11 protein-coding genes are annotated in these 15,312 nt (G+C 51.1%); 5 read left to right on the forward strand and 6 right to left on the reverse strand.

Going from position 1 to position 15,312, the window contains the following annotated elements; genetic code table 11:
* The first annotated feature begins 835 nt into the window (after window positions 1–835).
* The gene (locus tag QZQ29_RS05780; protein WP_296960978.1) at window positions 836–2,569 is read left to right on the forward strand and encodes a DUF4127 family protein; all 1,734 of its coding nucleotides are present in this window, start codon (window positions 836–838) and stop codon (window positions 2,567–2,569) included.
* A 626-nt stretch (window positions 2,570–3,195) separates the two neighbouring features.
* Here QZQ29_RS05780 and recN read toward each other — a convergent pair.
* Window positions 3,196–4,857, reverse strand: a complete 1,662-nt coding sequence (gene recN / locus QZQ29_RS05785; RefSeq protein WP_296960981.1) for a DNA repair protein RecN — start codon at window positions 4,855–4,857, stop codon at window positions 3,196–3,198.
* A gap of 13 nt (window positions 4,858–4,870) precedes the next feature.
* Entirely contained in the window at window positions 4,871–5,326 is a 456-nt protein-coding gene (gene argR, locus QZQ29_RS05790) for an arginine repressor (RefSeq protein WP_008859261.1), read from the reverse strand.
* 309 nt (window positions 5,327–5,635) lie between these two features.
* On the opposite strand from argR, the gene QZQ29_RS05795 reads away from it, so the two are divergent.
* Window positions 5,636–6,130, forward strand: a complete 495-nt coding sequence (locus tag QZQ29_RS05795) for an S-adenosylmethionine decarboxylase family protein (RefSeq protein ID WP_296960986.1) — start codon at window positions 5,636–5,638, stop codon at window positions 6,128–6,130.
* 282 nt (window positions 6,131–6,412) lie between these two features.
* On the opposite strand, the gene pheT is transcribed toward QZQ29_RS05795, so the two are convergent.
* From pheT to QZQ29_RS05810, 3 genes are all read right to left on the reverse strand, one after another.
* Window positions 6,413–8,884 carry a phenylalanine--tRNA ligase subunit beta gene (gene pheT, locus QZQ29_RS05800; RefSeq protein ID WP_296960989.1) on the reverse strand — a complete coding sequence of 824 codons (2,472 nt, stop codon included), beginning with the start codon at window positions 8,882–8,884 and terminating at the stop codon, window positions 6,413–6,415.
* 19 nt (window positions 8,885–8,903) lie between these two features.
* Entirely contained in the window at window positions 8,904–9,917 is a 1,014-nt protein-coding gene (pheS, locus tag QZQ29_RS05805) for a phenylalanine--tRNA ligase subunit alpha (protein WP_296961004.1), read from the reverse strand.
* Between the two features lie 670 nt (window positions 9,918–10,587).
* A complete protein-coding gene (locus QZQ29_RS05810) occupies window positions 10,588–11,325 on the reverse strand; it encodes an NAD-dependent protein deacylase (protein WP_296960991.1) in 738 nt (245 codons plus the stop codon).
* A gap of 264 nt (window positions 11,326–11,589) precedes the next feature.
* On the opposite strand from QZQ29_RS05810, the gene QZQ29_RS05815 reads away from it, so the two are divergent.
* From QZQ29_RS05815 to QZQ29_RS05825, 3 genes are read left to right on the forward strand one after another with little or no spacing between them, the layout of a single operon-like run.
* Window positions 11,590–12,153 carry an HD domain-containing protein gene (locus QZQ29_RS05815; protein ID WP_296960995.1) on the forward strand — a complete coding sequence of 188 codons (564 nt, stop codon included), beginning with the start codon at window positions 11,590–11,592 and terminating at the stop codon, window positions 12,151–12,153.
* Between the two features lie 34 nt (window positions 12,154–12,187).
* Complete coding sequence (locus QZQ29_RS05820; protein ID WP_296960997.1) at window positions 12,188–12,739, forward strand: LemA family protein; 552 nt, start codon at window positions 12,188–12,190, stop codon at window positions 12,737–12,739.
* A gap of 47 nt (window positions 12,740–12,786) precedes the next feature.
* A complete protein-coding gene (locus tag QZQ29_RS05825) occupies window positions 12,787–13,542 on the forward strand; it encodes a TPM domain-containing protein (protein WP_296960998.1) in 756 nt (251 codons plus the stop codon).
* 234 nt (window positions 13,543–13,776) lie between these two features.
* Here the strand turns inward: QZQ29_RS05825 and citC are convergent, their stop codons facing one another.
* Window positions 13,777–14,874 (reverse strand): [citrate (pro-3S)-lyase] ligase, encoded by a 1,098-nt coding sequence (citC, locus tag QZQ29_RS05830; RefSeq protein ID WP_296961001.1) that lies wholly within the window; start codon window positions 14,872–14,874, stop codon window positions 13,777–13,779.
* Window positions 14,875–15,312: the final 438 nt, after the last annotated feature.

Below are 15,312 nucleotides of genomic sequence, written 5' to 3' on the forward strand. Positions count from 1 at the left end.
CATGAGCCCGCATTCCCGGACGACAAGTTCAAGGCGGCTGCAGGACTTTCCTGTATGCTCAGCGTTGGCGCCTGATTTCGGGGAAGCACTGATTCATTCACAGAGTCTGCTTTTATAAGAAATTTTATGTACTGCTTCGTCATGGGATTCCTTAAATAGCTCGCTATTCGCGTCATCCCATTCCTTGCATTGCATAAAATTTCAAGAATAAAAGCAGACAATGATTGAATCAGCGCTTCCCCAGAGGCCTGCAATACTGTCTGGCACGGATTTGTATCCGTGTTTTTGTGCTGCACGATGAAAAGGCCGAGCCCCTTCCGCAGAATAAGTGGCATCGTAGAGGGCGGAGAATCAGCGTCAGTTCTTTTCCTATATGATTCGGTGTTCCTCAGGGCTTCGCCCAGCTCCATTCCGGTCAGGCAAACCAAAGGAAGGCCTTTCTTAATTCTTGTTGCCCCTTGAGTGAGTGGAAATCCTGCAAAGGATTTCCAAGGGCAGACAAATTGACCCTTAGCCTGCCCATAAAAGGGCCTTCCTTTCGGTGTCTGACCACATAGGGTGTACGAGGGTAAAAATGATAATGTTGCTCCATTGCTGCTCTACGCAGGGCCAACTTAGCCCGACTTGGCAATCCTATGCAGGATTGCCACCTGAGGAAGGAGCGTTACGTTACGAAATTTACCTTTGTGTCTCCAGTGCTGCATAACGAAGAGGGATAGCAGGCTTTTCATAGAAAAGCCGAGGCCCTGCACATATATTAAAAATCATTTACCCTTCCCAATTTACCCATGATATAATAATACAAATTAATCCTTTGATACGGAGGTATAAATCATTGATTTTTCATAAGAAAATTTGTCTTCTTGCCTTGACTGCCTGCCTCACCGCTTTTGTGAGCGGCGTGGATGCGAAAACGATTCTGCTGGTGCCCCAGGATGACCGTCCTGTGAGCCTTGATTACACCGTTTCCACAGCGGAAAGGGCGGGTTATACTATCCTCACACCTCCCAGGGCATATCTGTCGGGAAAGAATTTCCGGGGAAGTCCGGACCAGATCTGGCGGTGGGTGCAGCAGAACATGGCCCGTGCCGATGCAGCTGTGATTTCCACGGATTCCCTGATTTACGGCGGCCTTGTGGATTCCAGAAAGCATAATGAGTCCCTCAATACACTGATGGCCCGGGAAAATAAAATCAAAGCCCTCCATGCCCAGTACCCGAAGACCCCTATTTACGCCTTCGGCACCATCATGCGCACCCCCTATGCTTCCGGCAGCGGCGTGGAACCCTATTACTACACCAAGTACGGCAATGATCTGTACCGCCTGTCGGGACTTCAGGACAAGATGGACGCAGGAAAGCTTTCCACCGATGAGGCGGCGGAGCTTCTTTCCCTGAAGCTTTCCATTCCCAGTGAATATCTGCAGGACTGGTTCAAGCGGCGCACAAAGAACAACACCATCAACCGCATGCTCATCAAGGACACGAAGAGCGGCGTTTTCACCTATTTCTGCGAAGGCCATGATGATAACAGCAAGAATTCCCAGTCCGCCTTGGAAGCCCGATATCTGGCGGTGGATGCCAAAAGTCTCCCCCCTTCCCGATACGGTTCCTTCCCCGGCGCCGACCAGCTGGCTCTTCTTCTCATTGCCCGCTACCACAATGACAGCAATCATCAAAAGCCCACCTTCACCGTCATTTATCCTCTGGGACGGGCAGAAAATACGGTGCCGAGCTATGAAAACCAGCCCATCGGGAAAACCATCAGCGAACATATTGAAGCAGTGGGCGGCACCATGGCAGGGAAGAATATTCCTGACATCGTGCTGGCCGTGAATACCCCCATTGCCTCCACCGGCGAATCGGGGCAGTTCAGTAATTTCGGAATGCTGAAGCAGAGCACCACCGATTTCATGAATGAAGTGAAAAATGTGGTGGGCCGGGGTATTCCCGTTTCCATGGTGGACGTGTATTTTGCCAACGGCTCCGACAATACCCTCATGAATCTCATGGTGAAGGACGACCTGCTCTATAAAGTGGCCGCCTACAACGGCTGGAACACGGCGTCCAACACCATCGGCTACGCCATCGCCCAGGCAGTGCTGGCTCCGGATATGTCGAAAGAAGACCATAAGAACATGCTTACGGAGCAGTATATCGACAACTGGGCCTACCAGGCCAACGTGCGGAAGAACATCGCCCGTATGACAGAAAAGGAAACCACCAACATGGTGCCCACCCCTGCCATCAAGGAGGAAATGATTGCGGAAATCCAGGAATTTGCCAAAAAGAAAATGGGCCTTGACCCAGCCACCGTATCGGCCGACTTCCCCTGGAACCGCCTTTTTGAAATCAACGCCCTTGTATCCTCCAAACCAAGATACAAGGTCTACCTCACCCGGGCTAAACAGCAGCGCATAGCAGAAGAAAAAGCCGCCGCTGAAGCAAAAGCAAAGGCGGAAGCAGAGGCCAAAGCAAAGGCGGCCGGCAAGACGCCGGCCCCCGCTCCCGCTGCTCCCTCGGATGAAGGAAATGACGGGGATATTTCGACCATTGTGATTAATAAGTAAGGGGCTGTGAAAAAATGGTTAATCTTTTATCAGATAGCCAGACAATCCGGCGGCAGACGCCTTATCTTTAACGAATTAACACAAAAAGGCTCCCCGCTTCAATGTCATTTCGACCGCAGCGTAGCAGAGTGGAGAAATCTCCCTCCTCAATGGCACAAACCGCATTGTGATAGGAGATCTCTCGACTCTGAGTTTCAATAGAGCCAGATACTTTTGCCTTCATATCGACATGCAGCTCCGCTCGAGATGACAATGCGGAGAACAGCTTACTGCCATTTTGAGAATTTTCTGAATCTATATGCTAAGCGGAATAAGGGCAGGTTGACACCCGCTTCACGGGCCAAGGGTTGAGGATTATGCTGTCTGTGTTCAATTGAAACTCTGAGTCCGAAATCTCCTGCCCCAATGCGGCGCGAATCATTCCGGAGTGAGATTTCTCGACTCTGTGGAGACTCTGCATAGAGTCTCCAAGTCAGCCGAAGTCGGCCTCTAGCCTGCCCAATAAGAGGCTTTCCTATTGGCGGCTGACCGGCTGCGCTCGAAATGACAGCGAGGCGAGCCCCAAATCCCCAAATCCCCATTCCCCAACAAAAATCTCCCATGACCGCCAAGTCATGGGAGTTTTTTTATTCCTTTACTTTTTTCTTCATTTCCACCGCCGATTCCAGGGCGCTCTGGGAAGAGTCGCTGCCGGAAATCATGAGGGCTATGTCCGACAGATGTTCTTTTTCATTTAAAAGAACGGCTTTCGTGGCTGTCCTGCCGCGGGAGACGGTTTTCACGATTTTGTAGTGGCGGTCTGCGGCGCAGGCTGTCTGGGGCAGGTGGGTGATGCAGAGAACCTGGATGGCGTGGGAGAGGAAGGCGATTTTCCTGGCCACCTGGAGGCCCACTTTTCCGCTGATGCCCACGTCGATTTCATCGAAGATGAGTGTCTGCTGCCGAAGGAGACGGGAAATGACCATTTCGATGGCCAGGGCGATACGGGAAATTTCGCCGCCGGAGGCGGTATCTTTCATGCTCCGAAGGGGTTCTCCCATGTTGGCGGAGAAGTAGAATTCCATTTCTTCCGCCCCGTTGGGAAGGGGCGTTTGGGCAGGAAGCAGGTGGAGCTTCATCCTTGCGTTTTCCATGCCCATATCTTTCAGGGAAGATACCACTTTTTCCAGAATGATTTCGGATGATTTCATCCTTTCTTTATTCAGCACTTCCGCCTTTTTCATGAGAAGCACCGTGAGGTCTTCGTAGTTTTTCTGGAGAGCAGCGTTGTCGTAGATGATTTCTTTCAGGGAATCGTATTCTTCCCTTGCCTTCTTTTCGTAGGCCAGGACATCGGATAGTTCAGGGCCGTATTTCCGCTTCAGTTCCATAATGACTTCATTCCGATCCTGCAGGGTTTCCAGTTCGTCTTCGGAGAAATCGGAGCTGGCAATGTAGTCTTCCATACTGCCGATGGCGTCTTCCAGGGAAAAGGAGGCGGAGCGGAGGGATTCTAGGATAGGATTCAGGGATTCATCGTACCGGGCGGCCTGGGAAATTTCCTTGTCCGCTTCGGCAATGGAGTCCTGGGGACCGCCGTCGGCGGTAATGGTTTCCAGGGCGCTCCTAAGGGAGCGGAAAATGCGCTCATGGTTCTGGAGGACCTGGAGTTTCTTTTCCACTTCTTCGTCCTCCCCTTCCTGGAGGGAGGCGGAGGAAATCTGCTTCAGTTCCCATTCCAGAATGTCCAGGCGTCTTTCTCTTTCCTGTTTCCTTTCCCGATAGTCGTCCAGGGCGTCCTTCAGTTTCTTCCATTCCTTATAGGAGCTGCGGTAGGACTGATAGGCTTCCATCACCGCGGGGGTGCCGGAGTCCACCATTTTCTCACAGAAGGGAATGGAAAGAAGCTCCATGTTGTCGTTCTGTTCATGGAGCCGTACCAGTTTCTTTCCCAGCTTCTGCAGCTGCTTCACGGTGCAGAAACTGCCGTTAATGGTGCAGATTCCCCGGCCGGAGCGGCTGAGTTTTCTGGAAATAATAATCTGTCCGTTGTCGGAATCAATGCCCTCTTCCTTCAGCTCGTCCACAATGGAGCTGTCGGCGTAGAAGACACCTTCCACCTTGAAGAAATCGGCGCCGGTGCGGATAAGGTCCGTGCTGGCCCGGCGGCCGGTGAGCATGGCCAGGGCGTCAATGAGGATGGATTTCCCCGCCCCCGTTTCACCGGTAAAGACGGTGACTCCCTGGTCGAAATCAATGACCGTGTCTTCAATGATGGCGAAATTGATGATATGAAGGCTCTGCAGCATATCAGCCTCCGCCTCAGGACTTGAGCATACCCTGGATATGGGACAGGAGCACCGGCACGTCCTCCGGCGTCTTCAGGATGATGAGCACCGTATCATCCCCTGCCAGGGTGCCGATGATGACATCGTTCTTGGAATGGTCGATGGCAAAGGCCACAGAAGACGCAGAGCCGGGGATGGTATGAAGCACCACCATGTTCATGGCGGAATCAATCTTCACCACCGCTTCCTGGAAAAGGATGGCGGTGTGGCTCTTGGACATGACACTCTGCTTTTCATTGGAAAGGGCATAGCGGTAATGGCCGTTCTTATAGGGAATCTTGATGAGCATAAGGTCCTTGATATCCCGGGACACGGTAGCCTGGGTCACGGCAATGCCTTCCTTCTTCAAAGCCTCCGCTAGTTCCTCCTGGGTTTCAATAACCTGGTTCTGTATGATTTCCTTGATTTTCATGATTCTGTATCTTTTCATAATAGGTCTCCTTCATCCCGTTCCTGCGGGAATGGAATTCTGCATAATTGGTTCATTTAAAATTGCATATTTTTTACAATTTTAAAGCATTTCAGCGGCCAGGTCAAATATTTTCTGCATAAAAATAAATTTAGCCAATATTTTACCTGTATATTTTACATTTCACCGGTTATTTATTCACATTATGGAACATCAGCGGATGTATATTATGGTTATTGCAAATGAATTGCATCAATTATACTGCATGGCGGATAAAATTCTGTTATAATGAAACCGATATAAAAATCTTTGTTAAAGAAGGAACGCAATATGGATAACTATATAGGAAAACATCTGCTCATTGACTGCTACAACTGCGATATGGATTCCATCGAGTCATCTCAGACTGCCCTCCAGGCTCTCACCGACGCTGCTGAAAAAATCGGCATGGAAGTGAAGGATACTTTCTTCCATGAAAGCGATAACGAACTGACCGCCGCTGCCTACGGTCCTAAATCCCACATCTGCATCCACTGGTACCCGGATTTGTGCTATGCAGCCGTGGACATCTACAGCTTCGACATGGACCTGAAGCCTGCCCGCACCATGGCGGTGCTCCGGGCCTCCCTGCATCCTGAAAAAATCAGGGCCACCTCTGTAAAGCGGGGTAATATCAACCCGGACATGAAGCCAAATATCAAGTCCAAGTCCACCACCCTCCACAAGTTCAAGAATACAAGGCAGCAGATGAAGACCGCCGGCCAGAAGGTGGCCAACTATATGCGCCACAAGAACGAAAAAAGAGATACCCTGGGGCCGGAGTAACAATGGCGGGGCCTCTGGCCTCGAAGGTTCAAAGGGTTCAGAAGGTTCATGGACACGCCCTTTGGGCGTGAAGGTTCAGAGGGTTCAAAGGGTTCAGAAGGTTCAGAGGCTGGTGGTATCGCCCTGCGGGCGATGAGTATATAGCCGCCTCTCGGCGGCAGCCGCTGCGTACTAACCTTCCTGCCCCACTCTTCATTCTCGCCGCAGGCTTGTCAAATCCCAACCATAAAAACCCCGGAAAATCATTCCGATTTTCCGGGGTTTTCTTATGCACATATGCTGTTATGCGCGAAGGGTAATATTTGCTTTTTCCAGTGCTTTGACGATTTTTTCAATCCACTGGTCCACTTCTTTATCGGTGAGGGTACGATCTTCAGCGCGGAAAGTAAGGTTATAGGCCATGCTCTTGCAGCCTTCCTTGACCTGTTCGCCCTGGTAGAGGTCGAAGAGGCGGAGGGTTTCCAGGTGTCTGCCGCCGGCTTTGCGGATGATTTCTTCCACTTCGTCGTTGGTGAGTTCTTCAGGCACCAGGAGAGAGAGGTCCCGCTGGGAAGCCGGGAATTTCGGAATCTTAGTGTAGTCGATGGTTTCGTCCACCATGGTCATCAGGTGCGGAACAAAGATGACAAAGCCGTAGACTTCTTTCTTGATGCCCCATTTGTCCAGTACTGCCGGATGGAGCTGTCCGAAGGACATGAGGGTCTTTCCGTCTTTCACAAAGTCCGCGGAGATACCGGGATGGAAGACCGGATAGGTGGAACGGCGGATTTCATAGTCCCTGACGCCCAGGGCTTCCAGCACGTTTTCCATGATGGCTTTCACATCGAAGAAGTCGTATTTCCTGCCGTTATTAGGATAGCCTGCTTCGTCGGGGCTTCCGTAGAGGAGGCCGGAGAAAAGTTCGTATTCATAGGGCAGTTCCTTCAGCGGCAGTTCTTTAGGCTGGTATACATGGCCGGACTCGAAGATGGCTGCTTCTTCGTTCTTCTGGGAGATGTTGTAGGAAAGGGTATGCATGAGGCCGGGAAGAAGGGTGGTGCGCATATCCGGATATTCTTCGGAAATGGGGTTCATAATGGGAATGGCATTGTACACCTTGTGGCCCCAGGGGAAGTTCAGTTTTTCCAGGTCCTTCTTGTCCATGAAGCTGTAGTTTACCACTTCAGAGAGGCCGTCGGCCACCAGGCTGTCGGTGATGCGGAAAATAACATCCTGTTCCTTGGACATGGCGCCTTTGGCAATGGCGCTCCAGGGGGTGGTGATGGGGATGTTCTTGTAGCCGTATACCCGGGCCACTTCTTCTGCCAGGTCCGGCATGCCGCTAAGGTCAAGACGGAAATCAGGAACCGTGACAGTGAGGTTTCCATCCTGTTCTTCCACTTTGAAATAGAGGTCCCGGAGAATCTCAATCATCTGTTCTTTGGGCATGTTAATGCCGATGTAGTCGTTAATTCTCTTTACCGTGGTCTTAATGACCTGAGGTTCTGCTTTGACCGGATATTCATCCAGCATACCTTTAGCTGTGGTGGCAGCGCCCTCTTCTTCCAGGAGCTGGCAGATGCGGTCGATGGCCATTTCGCTTCTGGCGGGGTTGATGCCTTTTTCATAGCGGCCGGAAGCTTCGGAGCGAAGGCCCAGGCGGCGAGAGGTCCTGCGGATAGAAGCGGAGTCAAAAACAGCAGATTCAAGGAATACATTCTTTGTTTCAGAGGTGACTTCAGAGTCAAAGCCGCCCATAACGCCGGCTATGCAGGCTGCCTTGTCATCACCGTCAGCAATGACAAGGTCCGAAGGATTGAGCTGTCTTTCCTGTCCGTCCAGGGTGACGATTTTTTCACCTTCATGGGCGTGGCGGCAGGTGAGGGAATGACCGGCTACTTTATCGTAGTCATAGGTATGGAGGGGCTGTCCGATTTCCAGCATCACGTAGTTGGCAGCATCCACCACGTTATTGATGGGACGGATGCCGTTGCTGCGGAGTCTGTTTTCAATCCATTCCGGGGAACGGCCGATTTTCACGTTTTCCAGAAGGCGTCCGCAGAAGCGTTTGCAGTAGGCCGGTTCAGAAATATGAACGGAGGCCCGTCCTTCGATGGGAGCGCCCTCTTCCTTCACGGAAATCTCCGGCAGGGTCACTTTCTTTTTGAAAATGGCGCCGGTTTCCAGAGCCATGCCGATCATGCTGAAGCAGTCTGCCCTGTTAGCGGTTAGTTCCATTTCATAGACCACATCGTCCAGGTCATAGAGTGTATGAATATCCACGCCCACCGGTGTATCTTCCGGAAGGATAAGGATGCCCTCGTGATTCAGGGCGGGGAACAGGTTGGCGTCCATGCCCAGTTCTCCCAGGGAACACATCATACCGGCGGATTTCACGCCGCGAAGTTTGCCTGCCTTGATTTTGATATCGCCGTGACGAAGGCCGCCGGGTGCCTTGTTGTCATGGGCAGCAGGTACATGGGCACCGGAAAGGGCACAGGGAACAATCTGCCCTGCCTTTACGTTGGAAGCGCTGGTGACAATCTGCACCGGTTCTTCCTCCCCCACGTCCAGCTGGCAGATGAGAAGGTGGTCAGCGTCGGGATGTTTTTCCACAGACAGGATTTTACCGGTAACCACGCCCTTAATACCTTCTCCTGGACGGATGACATGCTCAACAGGAATGCCGTCCACTGTCAGCGTTTCCGCCATATCATCCGGATTCATTCCCTTTATATCTACTAAGGCTCCCAGCCATTTTAAAGAAACATTCATCTATATAATCTCCCTTCCATTAGAACTGCTTCAGGAATCTTACATCGTTTTCATAGAAATTACGGAGATCATCGATTCCGTAAAGAAGCATGGCGATACGTTCGATGCCCATGCCGAATGCAAAGCCGCTCACCTTTTCCGGGTCGTATCCATTAAGCTTCAGCACCATGGGGTGAACCATGCCGCAGCCCAGGATTTCCAGCCAGTCCGGGTCCCCATCTTCCTCACCGGTACGGGCGGCAAAGGAAATATCCACTTCCGCCGACGGTTCGGTGAAGGGGAAATAGCTGGCGCGGAAACGAATCTTGGTGTCAGAGCCGAAGAGGTCCTTCAGGAAGATTTCCAGCGTACCCTTCAGGTCTGCAAAGCTGATGCCCTTATCCACCACAAGACCTTCCACCTGGTGGAATACGGGAGAATGGGTGGCATCGTTATCCCAGCGGAATACCTTGCCCGGTGCAATCATGCGGATAGGCGAATTCGGTTCATGTTTGCGAAGGGTTCTGGCCTGTACCGGAGAGGTATGGGTGCGGAGCAGGATTTCCGGTGTAATGTAGAAGGAATCCTGCATATCCCTGGCCGGATGGTCCTTGGGCAGGTTCAGACATTCGAAATTGTAGTAGTCCTGCTCGATTTCCGGTCCTTCCTCTACGGAATAGCCCATGCGGACGAAGGATTTCATAATTTCACGGAGCGCCTTGTCCAGGGGATGGAGATGTCCGATTTTATGATGACGGGCGGGAAGGGTGATATCCACCGTTTCATGCTTGATTTTTTCTTCCAGTCTCTTCTGCTTCAGTTCTTCCATCTTCTCTGCAATGGCAGCTTCCACATCACTCCGTACCTGGTTGGCCAGAGCGCCAATCACCGGACGCTGCTGGGCAGAAACATCCTTCATGCCTCTTAAGATGGCAGTGAGCTTTCCTTTCTTGCCAAGGAAAAATACCTTCGTATCCTGCAGCTGCTTCTCATCCATGGAAGCGGTGATTCTTTCCCGGGCTTCCTTCTTCAGGGTATCCAGGTCCTTTTCCATAAAGGAAACAATCTGTCCCCTCACCTGATCCGCCAGATCAGACAATGTTGTATCGCTTTCATGAAGTTTCTTCATATCTCCCAGAAAACCGGTCAGCTTTTCCTTCACTGCCTCATAGGTTTCCTGTTTACGGTTTTCATCCCTTGCGGCCTTCAGTATTTCCTGCGCTTTGGCTTTCAGCTCATCCAACTTAGTATCCATGTATATACCTCCTGTGATTGATCCGGGCATTTTCTTCCGTATGCAAAGAGGATGGAATAAAAAAAGACCCGCCCCACTAAGGGGCGAAGTCTTCATCCGCGGTACCACCCTGATTTGTACTCGAAAGCTTTAACGCAGCCCTGCGTCCGGCCTACTCCGTTCAGCCGGCAGCTCCGAAGCGAACTAAGCCCAGCCGATTCTTTCCGGTGTCTCACTGGTACCGGATCCCTTTGTAGAATCCCTGCCGGCTCCTTCTTCATCATAGCCTCAATATATGAAACTATTTTAACATGCCTGCCGGAAAAGTCAACCCCATGGACGCCTGCTGCGCAGGCGAGGTTTGACGGCCCTACCGGGCCGAAGGTTCTTAAGGTTCAGAGGGTTCATAGGTCCTCATGGCCTGTGAACCCTCTGAACCTTCTGCCCCTTCTGAACCCTCACGCCCGTCAGGGCGTGTCCAAAAGGCGTGTCACACTCCTACCGCTTCTCCCAGTATTTTTCCCACGCTGTCATGGAAGACCAGGTCGCAGGCGCTGTCCTTTCCCGTTTCATCCTGGTTAATCATGACCAGCGCATCGCCGGAAAAGTAATCAATGAAACCGGCGGCAGGATAGACCACCAGGCTTGTGCCGCCGATGATGAGCATATCCGCCGTCTGGATAGCATCCATGGCATCTTCCATGGTATCCATATCCAAAGGCTCCTCATAAAGCACCACATCCGGTTTCACAATGCCGCCGCAGTAGGGGCAGTGAGGCACAGGAGCGCAGAGGGAAAGGAAACTGTCCACATCATAGGAACGGCTGCACCCGGTACAGTAATTTCTAAGAATGGAGCCATGAAGCTCCATTACATTCCGGCTGCCCGCCTTCTGGTGAAGGCCGTCGATATTCTGGGTTACAATCCCCGAAAGCTTTCCCTCCTCCTCAAGCCTGGCCAGAGCATAATGGGCCCTGTTTGGTTTAGCAGACACCATGGCTTCTGCAAAATTTTTATAATTGGTAAAAAATTCCACCGGATGCTCCTCATAAAAATGATGGGACAGCATTTCCTCCGGTGTCCAGGGAAGATCCGTCTTCTGCCGGTAAATTCCATTAGCCCCACGGAAATCGGGGATATGGGACTCCGTAGATACACCGGCGCCGCCAAAGAAAACAATGCGGTGATGGCGCGCTATCATATCCTTCAGTCTGTCCAAGTCAGTCATGATGGTCTCCTTCCTGCCGGATGGCAAAATTCACAGGGGATTTTCTTTATTTTATCATTTTTATGAAGAGAAAAGAAAGGAAACAGGTAACCACAGTCATGGGTTCGGAAAGCTCATAAGATGCAAAGCTCTTTTCCTCCCCCTTTGAACCGGCTGATTCTTTTGAATCGATATGCCCCTCAGGGCCTGTCATTGACTGTCATTGACAACGGTCCCTCCATCACCTATGCTAAAGATACCAATACTATGAAGGAGGAATTCATTATGAGTCAGCTTACACTGGCGAAAGCCAAAGAAATTTTACCGAAGTATACCACCGAAGACCATCTTTTCACCCATGCCCTGGCAGTGAGTGCCGCCATGGGCGCCATGGCCGATTATTTCCATGCCGATAAGGACCACTGGGAAGCCATCGGCTATCTTCATGATGTGGATTATGAAAAGTATCCCCATGAGCACTGCCACCATGTCCGGGAATTTCTGGAACCGGAAGGAGTGGACGAGGAAGATATCAACACCATTATTTCCCACGGCTGGGGCATCTGTGACAATGATGTGGAACCAACGACGGATATTGAAAAGAGCCTTTTCACGGTGGATGAGCTCACCGGTGTGGTCATGGCCTATGCCCTCATGCGTCCTGAAGGCATTACAGGCATGGAAGTGAAGGGCTTGAAAAAGAAATTCAAGGATAAGCGGTTTGCTGCCGGCTGCAATCGGGATGTCATCAAAAAGGGCTTTGAAATGCTGGGCCTTGATGCCGGTGTCGTTATGCAGGCCTGCATTGACGGCATGACCGCCCATAAGAATGAATTGGGATTAAAATAATGCATTTGTTCCCCATTTAATAAAGGAGGTTTCTATGAAGAAACTAATTGTCATCATTGCTGCCATCTTTGTCATTGCCGGCGGCTTCATGAGCTCCTATAACGGCCTGGTTTCCATGCATGAACAGGTGAATTCGTCCTGGGCTCAGGTAGATACCCAGCTCCAGCGCCGGGCAGACCTCATTCCCAACCTGGTGAACACGGTCAAAGGCTATGCTTCCCACGAACAGGAAGCGGTGAAAGCAGTGGCCGATGCACGCTCCAAACTGCTGAATGCTTCTACTCCCTCCGATAAAATCAGTGCCAATGGTGAATTGTCCGACGCCCTGGGCCGTCTGCTCATGGTGGCTGAAAATTATCCAAATCTGAAGGCCAATCAGAATTTCCTGGCCCTCCAGGACGAACTGTCCGGAACGGAAAACCGGATTTCTGTAGCCAGAAGAGATTATAACAACGCCGTAGAGAAGTACAATGCCAAGATTCATTCCTTCCCCGTCAGCCTCTATGCCGGGGCCTTCGGATTCACCGACGCCCCCTATTTCAAAGCCGACGAAGGAGCCAAAGCAGCGCCTAAGGTGCAGTTTTAGAAGGCCCGGGTCCGGAGAGTAGAGATCTCTGAGGGAAGGAGGGTATTATGAAATCAATAGGAAGAGCGTTAATCGTCCTTTTATGCCTGATTTTCGTATGGATATCCACGGCCTTTGCGGCGGACACCTATCCCCCGCTGCCGTCGGAATCCTTTTACGCAGAAGACTACACCGGCACCCTGAGCCAGGAAACGAAAAAACATATTAACGAATTAGGCTATGCCCTGGATCAGAAGACCCATGCCCAGGTAGTGGTGGTCATGGTCTCCCATGTTCCTGATGGCGATTTGGAATCCTATGCCAACGGCCTCTTCCGGAACCGGGGCTTCGGGGATAAAGAGAAAAACAACGGTCTCCTTCTTCTTGTTTCCATGAAAGATCGAAAGGCCAGAATCGAAGTCGGCTATGGTCTGGAAGGCGCCATGAATGATGCCAAAGCTGGCCGACTGCTGGACACCAGCCTCATTCCTGCTTTCAAAGAAGGCAATTACAGCAAAGGCGTCCAGGATACCTATGACGTCATGGTGCGAGAAGTAATGAGAGAATACGGTCTTACCTCGCTGGATGGACTCTCCAGTCCTCCTCCCAAAGACAACAGCAGTTTTACCCTGGAAGACTTCATGACACCCCTGATTCTTATCATCCTTCTGGTCGTTGACTGGGCCTTCCTGGGCGGCCGCCTCACCCGTCTCATCCTTTTTCTCCTCTTCATGGGCCGCGGTGGCGGACACGGCGGCGGAGGTTTTGGTGGAAGCGGCCGGGGTGGTTCCTCGGGAGGCGGCGGAGCCAGCCGGGGATGGTGAGCCCGCAGCTTCGTGAGGTCTTCCATTTCTGAGTGCCCCCTGTTTTTCGTCTTCTTCCGTCATCCCTGGCAAAACGGAAGATCTCGGTCAAAGCAGTAAGTGATAGGCAAATCCATCAATACGAGCCTCCAGGAAGCTCTGTATCAAGGGCAGCCCCTGCAAAAACATAAAAGGAAGCTGTGAAGAAATGACGAACATTCCTTCACAGCTCCTTTTTATTTGCTGAAAATTCGGTTATTCCTTTCCGGCCTCTTTGGCAGCCCCTTCTTCTTTGACCTTTTCCTCAGCTTCCATTCTCTTGAAAGCTTCGGTCATCTTGATTTTACGGATGACTTCCTGGCCGGCGGGACTCTTCAGGTAGATGAGGGTGGTTTTCGGCACCATGCGGTATACCGTTTCCCAGTCATCTTCTGAAAGAGCCTTGCGGACGGAGGAGGCGGATACGATCTGGTTGCCCTTCTGTTCCCTGGGGATTTCCTTCAGTTCGATGCCGTTCTGGGCGAACACTTCCCGCATGGCATTGTTGTAGGCCAGGGTGGTCTTGTCTGTCGGCTCTTCCCCTACGAAGCGGACCGTAATGTTCAGGGCCGGCGCGATGCGGGTGGCAAAGACCGTGGCATCCAGCTTGGTCTGGGCTGCCAGTTCATCGGTGCCTTTGATGAAATAGGTGGGGAAGGTGGCGTTGGAAATAATGAAATCACCGCCGCTGATGACTTCTACGCCCTTCATGTCACGCACCCCCTGTTTAATAAGGGAGAAACGGTCGGAGAACGGGAATATGGACCGGTCTTCCTGCACGGCAAAGATAATGACTTCGTCGCAGTTGTTGTGGGCATATTCCACAAGGCTCCTGTGTCCCAGAGTGAAGGGGTTGCAGTTCATGACGATGGCGCCGCGGTTCTTTCCTTCGCCTGTGCCAAGGATAGACCGTACACGGCCCAGGTAATCTTCCAGCGTATCTGTGCCCTTTTCCAACAGTGCCGCATAGGGCTCTGCCACTGCCACGCATTTAAAGCCCATATGTTCAAAAATAGGCACATTCTTCGGTTTCGTGAAAATCTGGTTTCCCGTCACACCCCGGCGGTAGGATTCACCCTGCAGGTTGCGGATAATACGGCGGGTAAGCCCCTTTTTCTGGTACTTTTCGCTGATGGCAATATCACGCATAACCCGTCCGCCCAGGGAACCGGTGCCGATGAGCTGTCCGTCATCGTAAAGACCCATGGTGTAATCAATATTTCCTGTGAAGGTCAGATCAAAGCCCTTCAAAAATTCTATCACTTTCGCTTTTTCCGAGGGATCGGTCAAAAAGATTTCATGTTCAGTAATCATAGTCCGGACTCCTTTTTAAAAGAACAAAGATGAAATTGTATATTTCAAACCTGCGAAGTACATACTTCTACTTAAATAAATACTTCTATCTGAAACCAATTCAATTATAACATATCATTCCAAAATTCTTCAATGCATTTTATGATATGGAATCATTGCATTATGAATTATAAGTATAGTTTTTTGGCCCATTTTGCGGATATGAGAGGCCGTAGAAAAAAAGGTCATCCAGTTTGACAGACGCTTCCCTAAGGTTTGTGGTATCACCGCTTCGCGGCGATGAGTATAGCCAGCGTTACGTGCCTGCCTTGCCGCTCACGAGGGAAGCGCTGATTAAATCGTTATCGGATTTCATTCTTGGATTTTTATCCAATGCAAGGAATAAGTCGACGCGAATAGCGAGCTATTTAAGGAGACTTATGACGCAGCATTGGATAA

Origin of the sequence: uncultured Dialister sp. (assembly GCF_900538805.1) — a bacterium.
Classification (GTDB): domain Bacteria; phylum Bacillota; class Negativicutes; order Veillonellales; family Dialisteraceae; genus Dialister.

What these genes read in the sequence shown, in the direction of transcription:
- recN (WP_296960981.1), bottom strand. Translation starts at nt 4,857, where the DNA reads ATGCTGCAGAGCCTTCATATCATCAATTTCGCCATCATTGAAGACACG.
- argR (WP_008859261.1), bottom strand. Translation starts at nt 5,326, where the DNA reads ATGAAAAGATACAGAATCATGAAAATCAAGGAAATCATACAGAACCAG.
- QZQ29_RS05795 (WP_296960986.1), top strand. Translation starts at nt 5,636, where the DNA reads ATGGATAACTATATAGGAAAACATCTGCTCATTGACTGCTACAACTGC.
- pheT (WP_296960989.1), bottom strand. Translation starts at nt 8,884, where the DNA reads ATGAATGTTTCTTTAAAATGGCTGGGAGCCTTAGTAGATATAAAGGGA.
- pheS (WP_296961004.1), bottom strand. Translation starts at nt 9,917, where the DNA reads ATGGAAAAGGACCTGGATACCCTGAAGAAGGAAGCCCGGGAAAGAATC.
- QZQ29_RS05810 (WP_296960991.1), bottom strand. Translation starts at nt 11,325, where the DNA reads ATGACTGACTTGGACAGACTGAAGGATATGATAGCGCGCCATCACCGC.
- QZQ29_RS05815 (WP_296960995.1), top strand. Translation starts at nt 11,590, where the DNA reads ATGAGTCAGCTTACACTGGCGAAAGCCAAAGAAATTTTACCGAAGTAT.
- QZQ29_RS05820 (WP_296960997.1), top strand. Translation starts at nt 12,188, where the DNA reads ATGAAGAAACTAATTGTCATCATTGCTGCCATCTTTGTCATTGCCGGC.
- QZQ29_RS05825 (WP_296960998.1), top strand. Translation starts at nt 12,787, where the DNA reads ATGAAATCAATAGGAAGAGCGTTAATCGTCCTTTTATGCCTGATTTTC.
- citC (WP_296961001.1), bottom strand. Translation starts at nt 14,874, where the DNA reads ATGATTACTGAACATGAAATCTTTTTGACCGATCCCTCGGAAAAAGCG.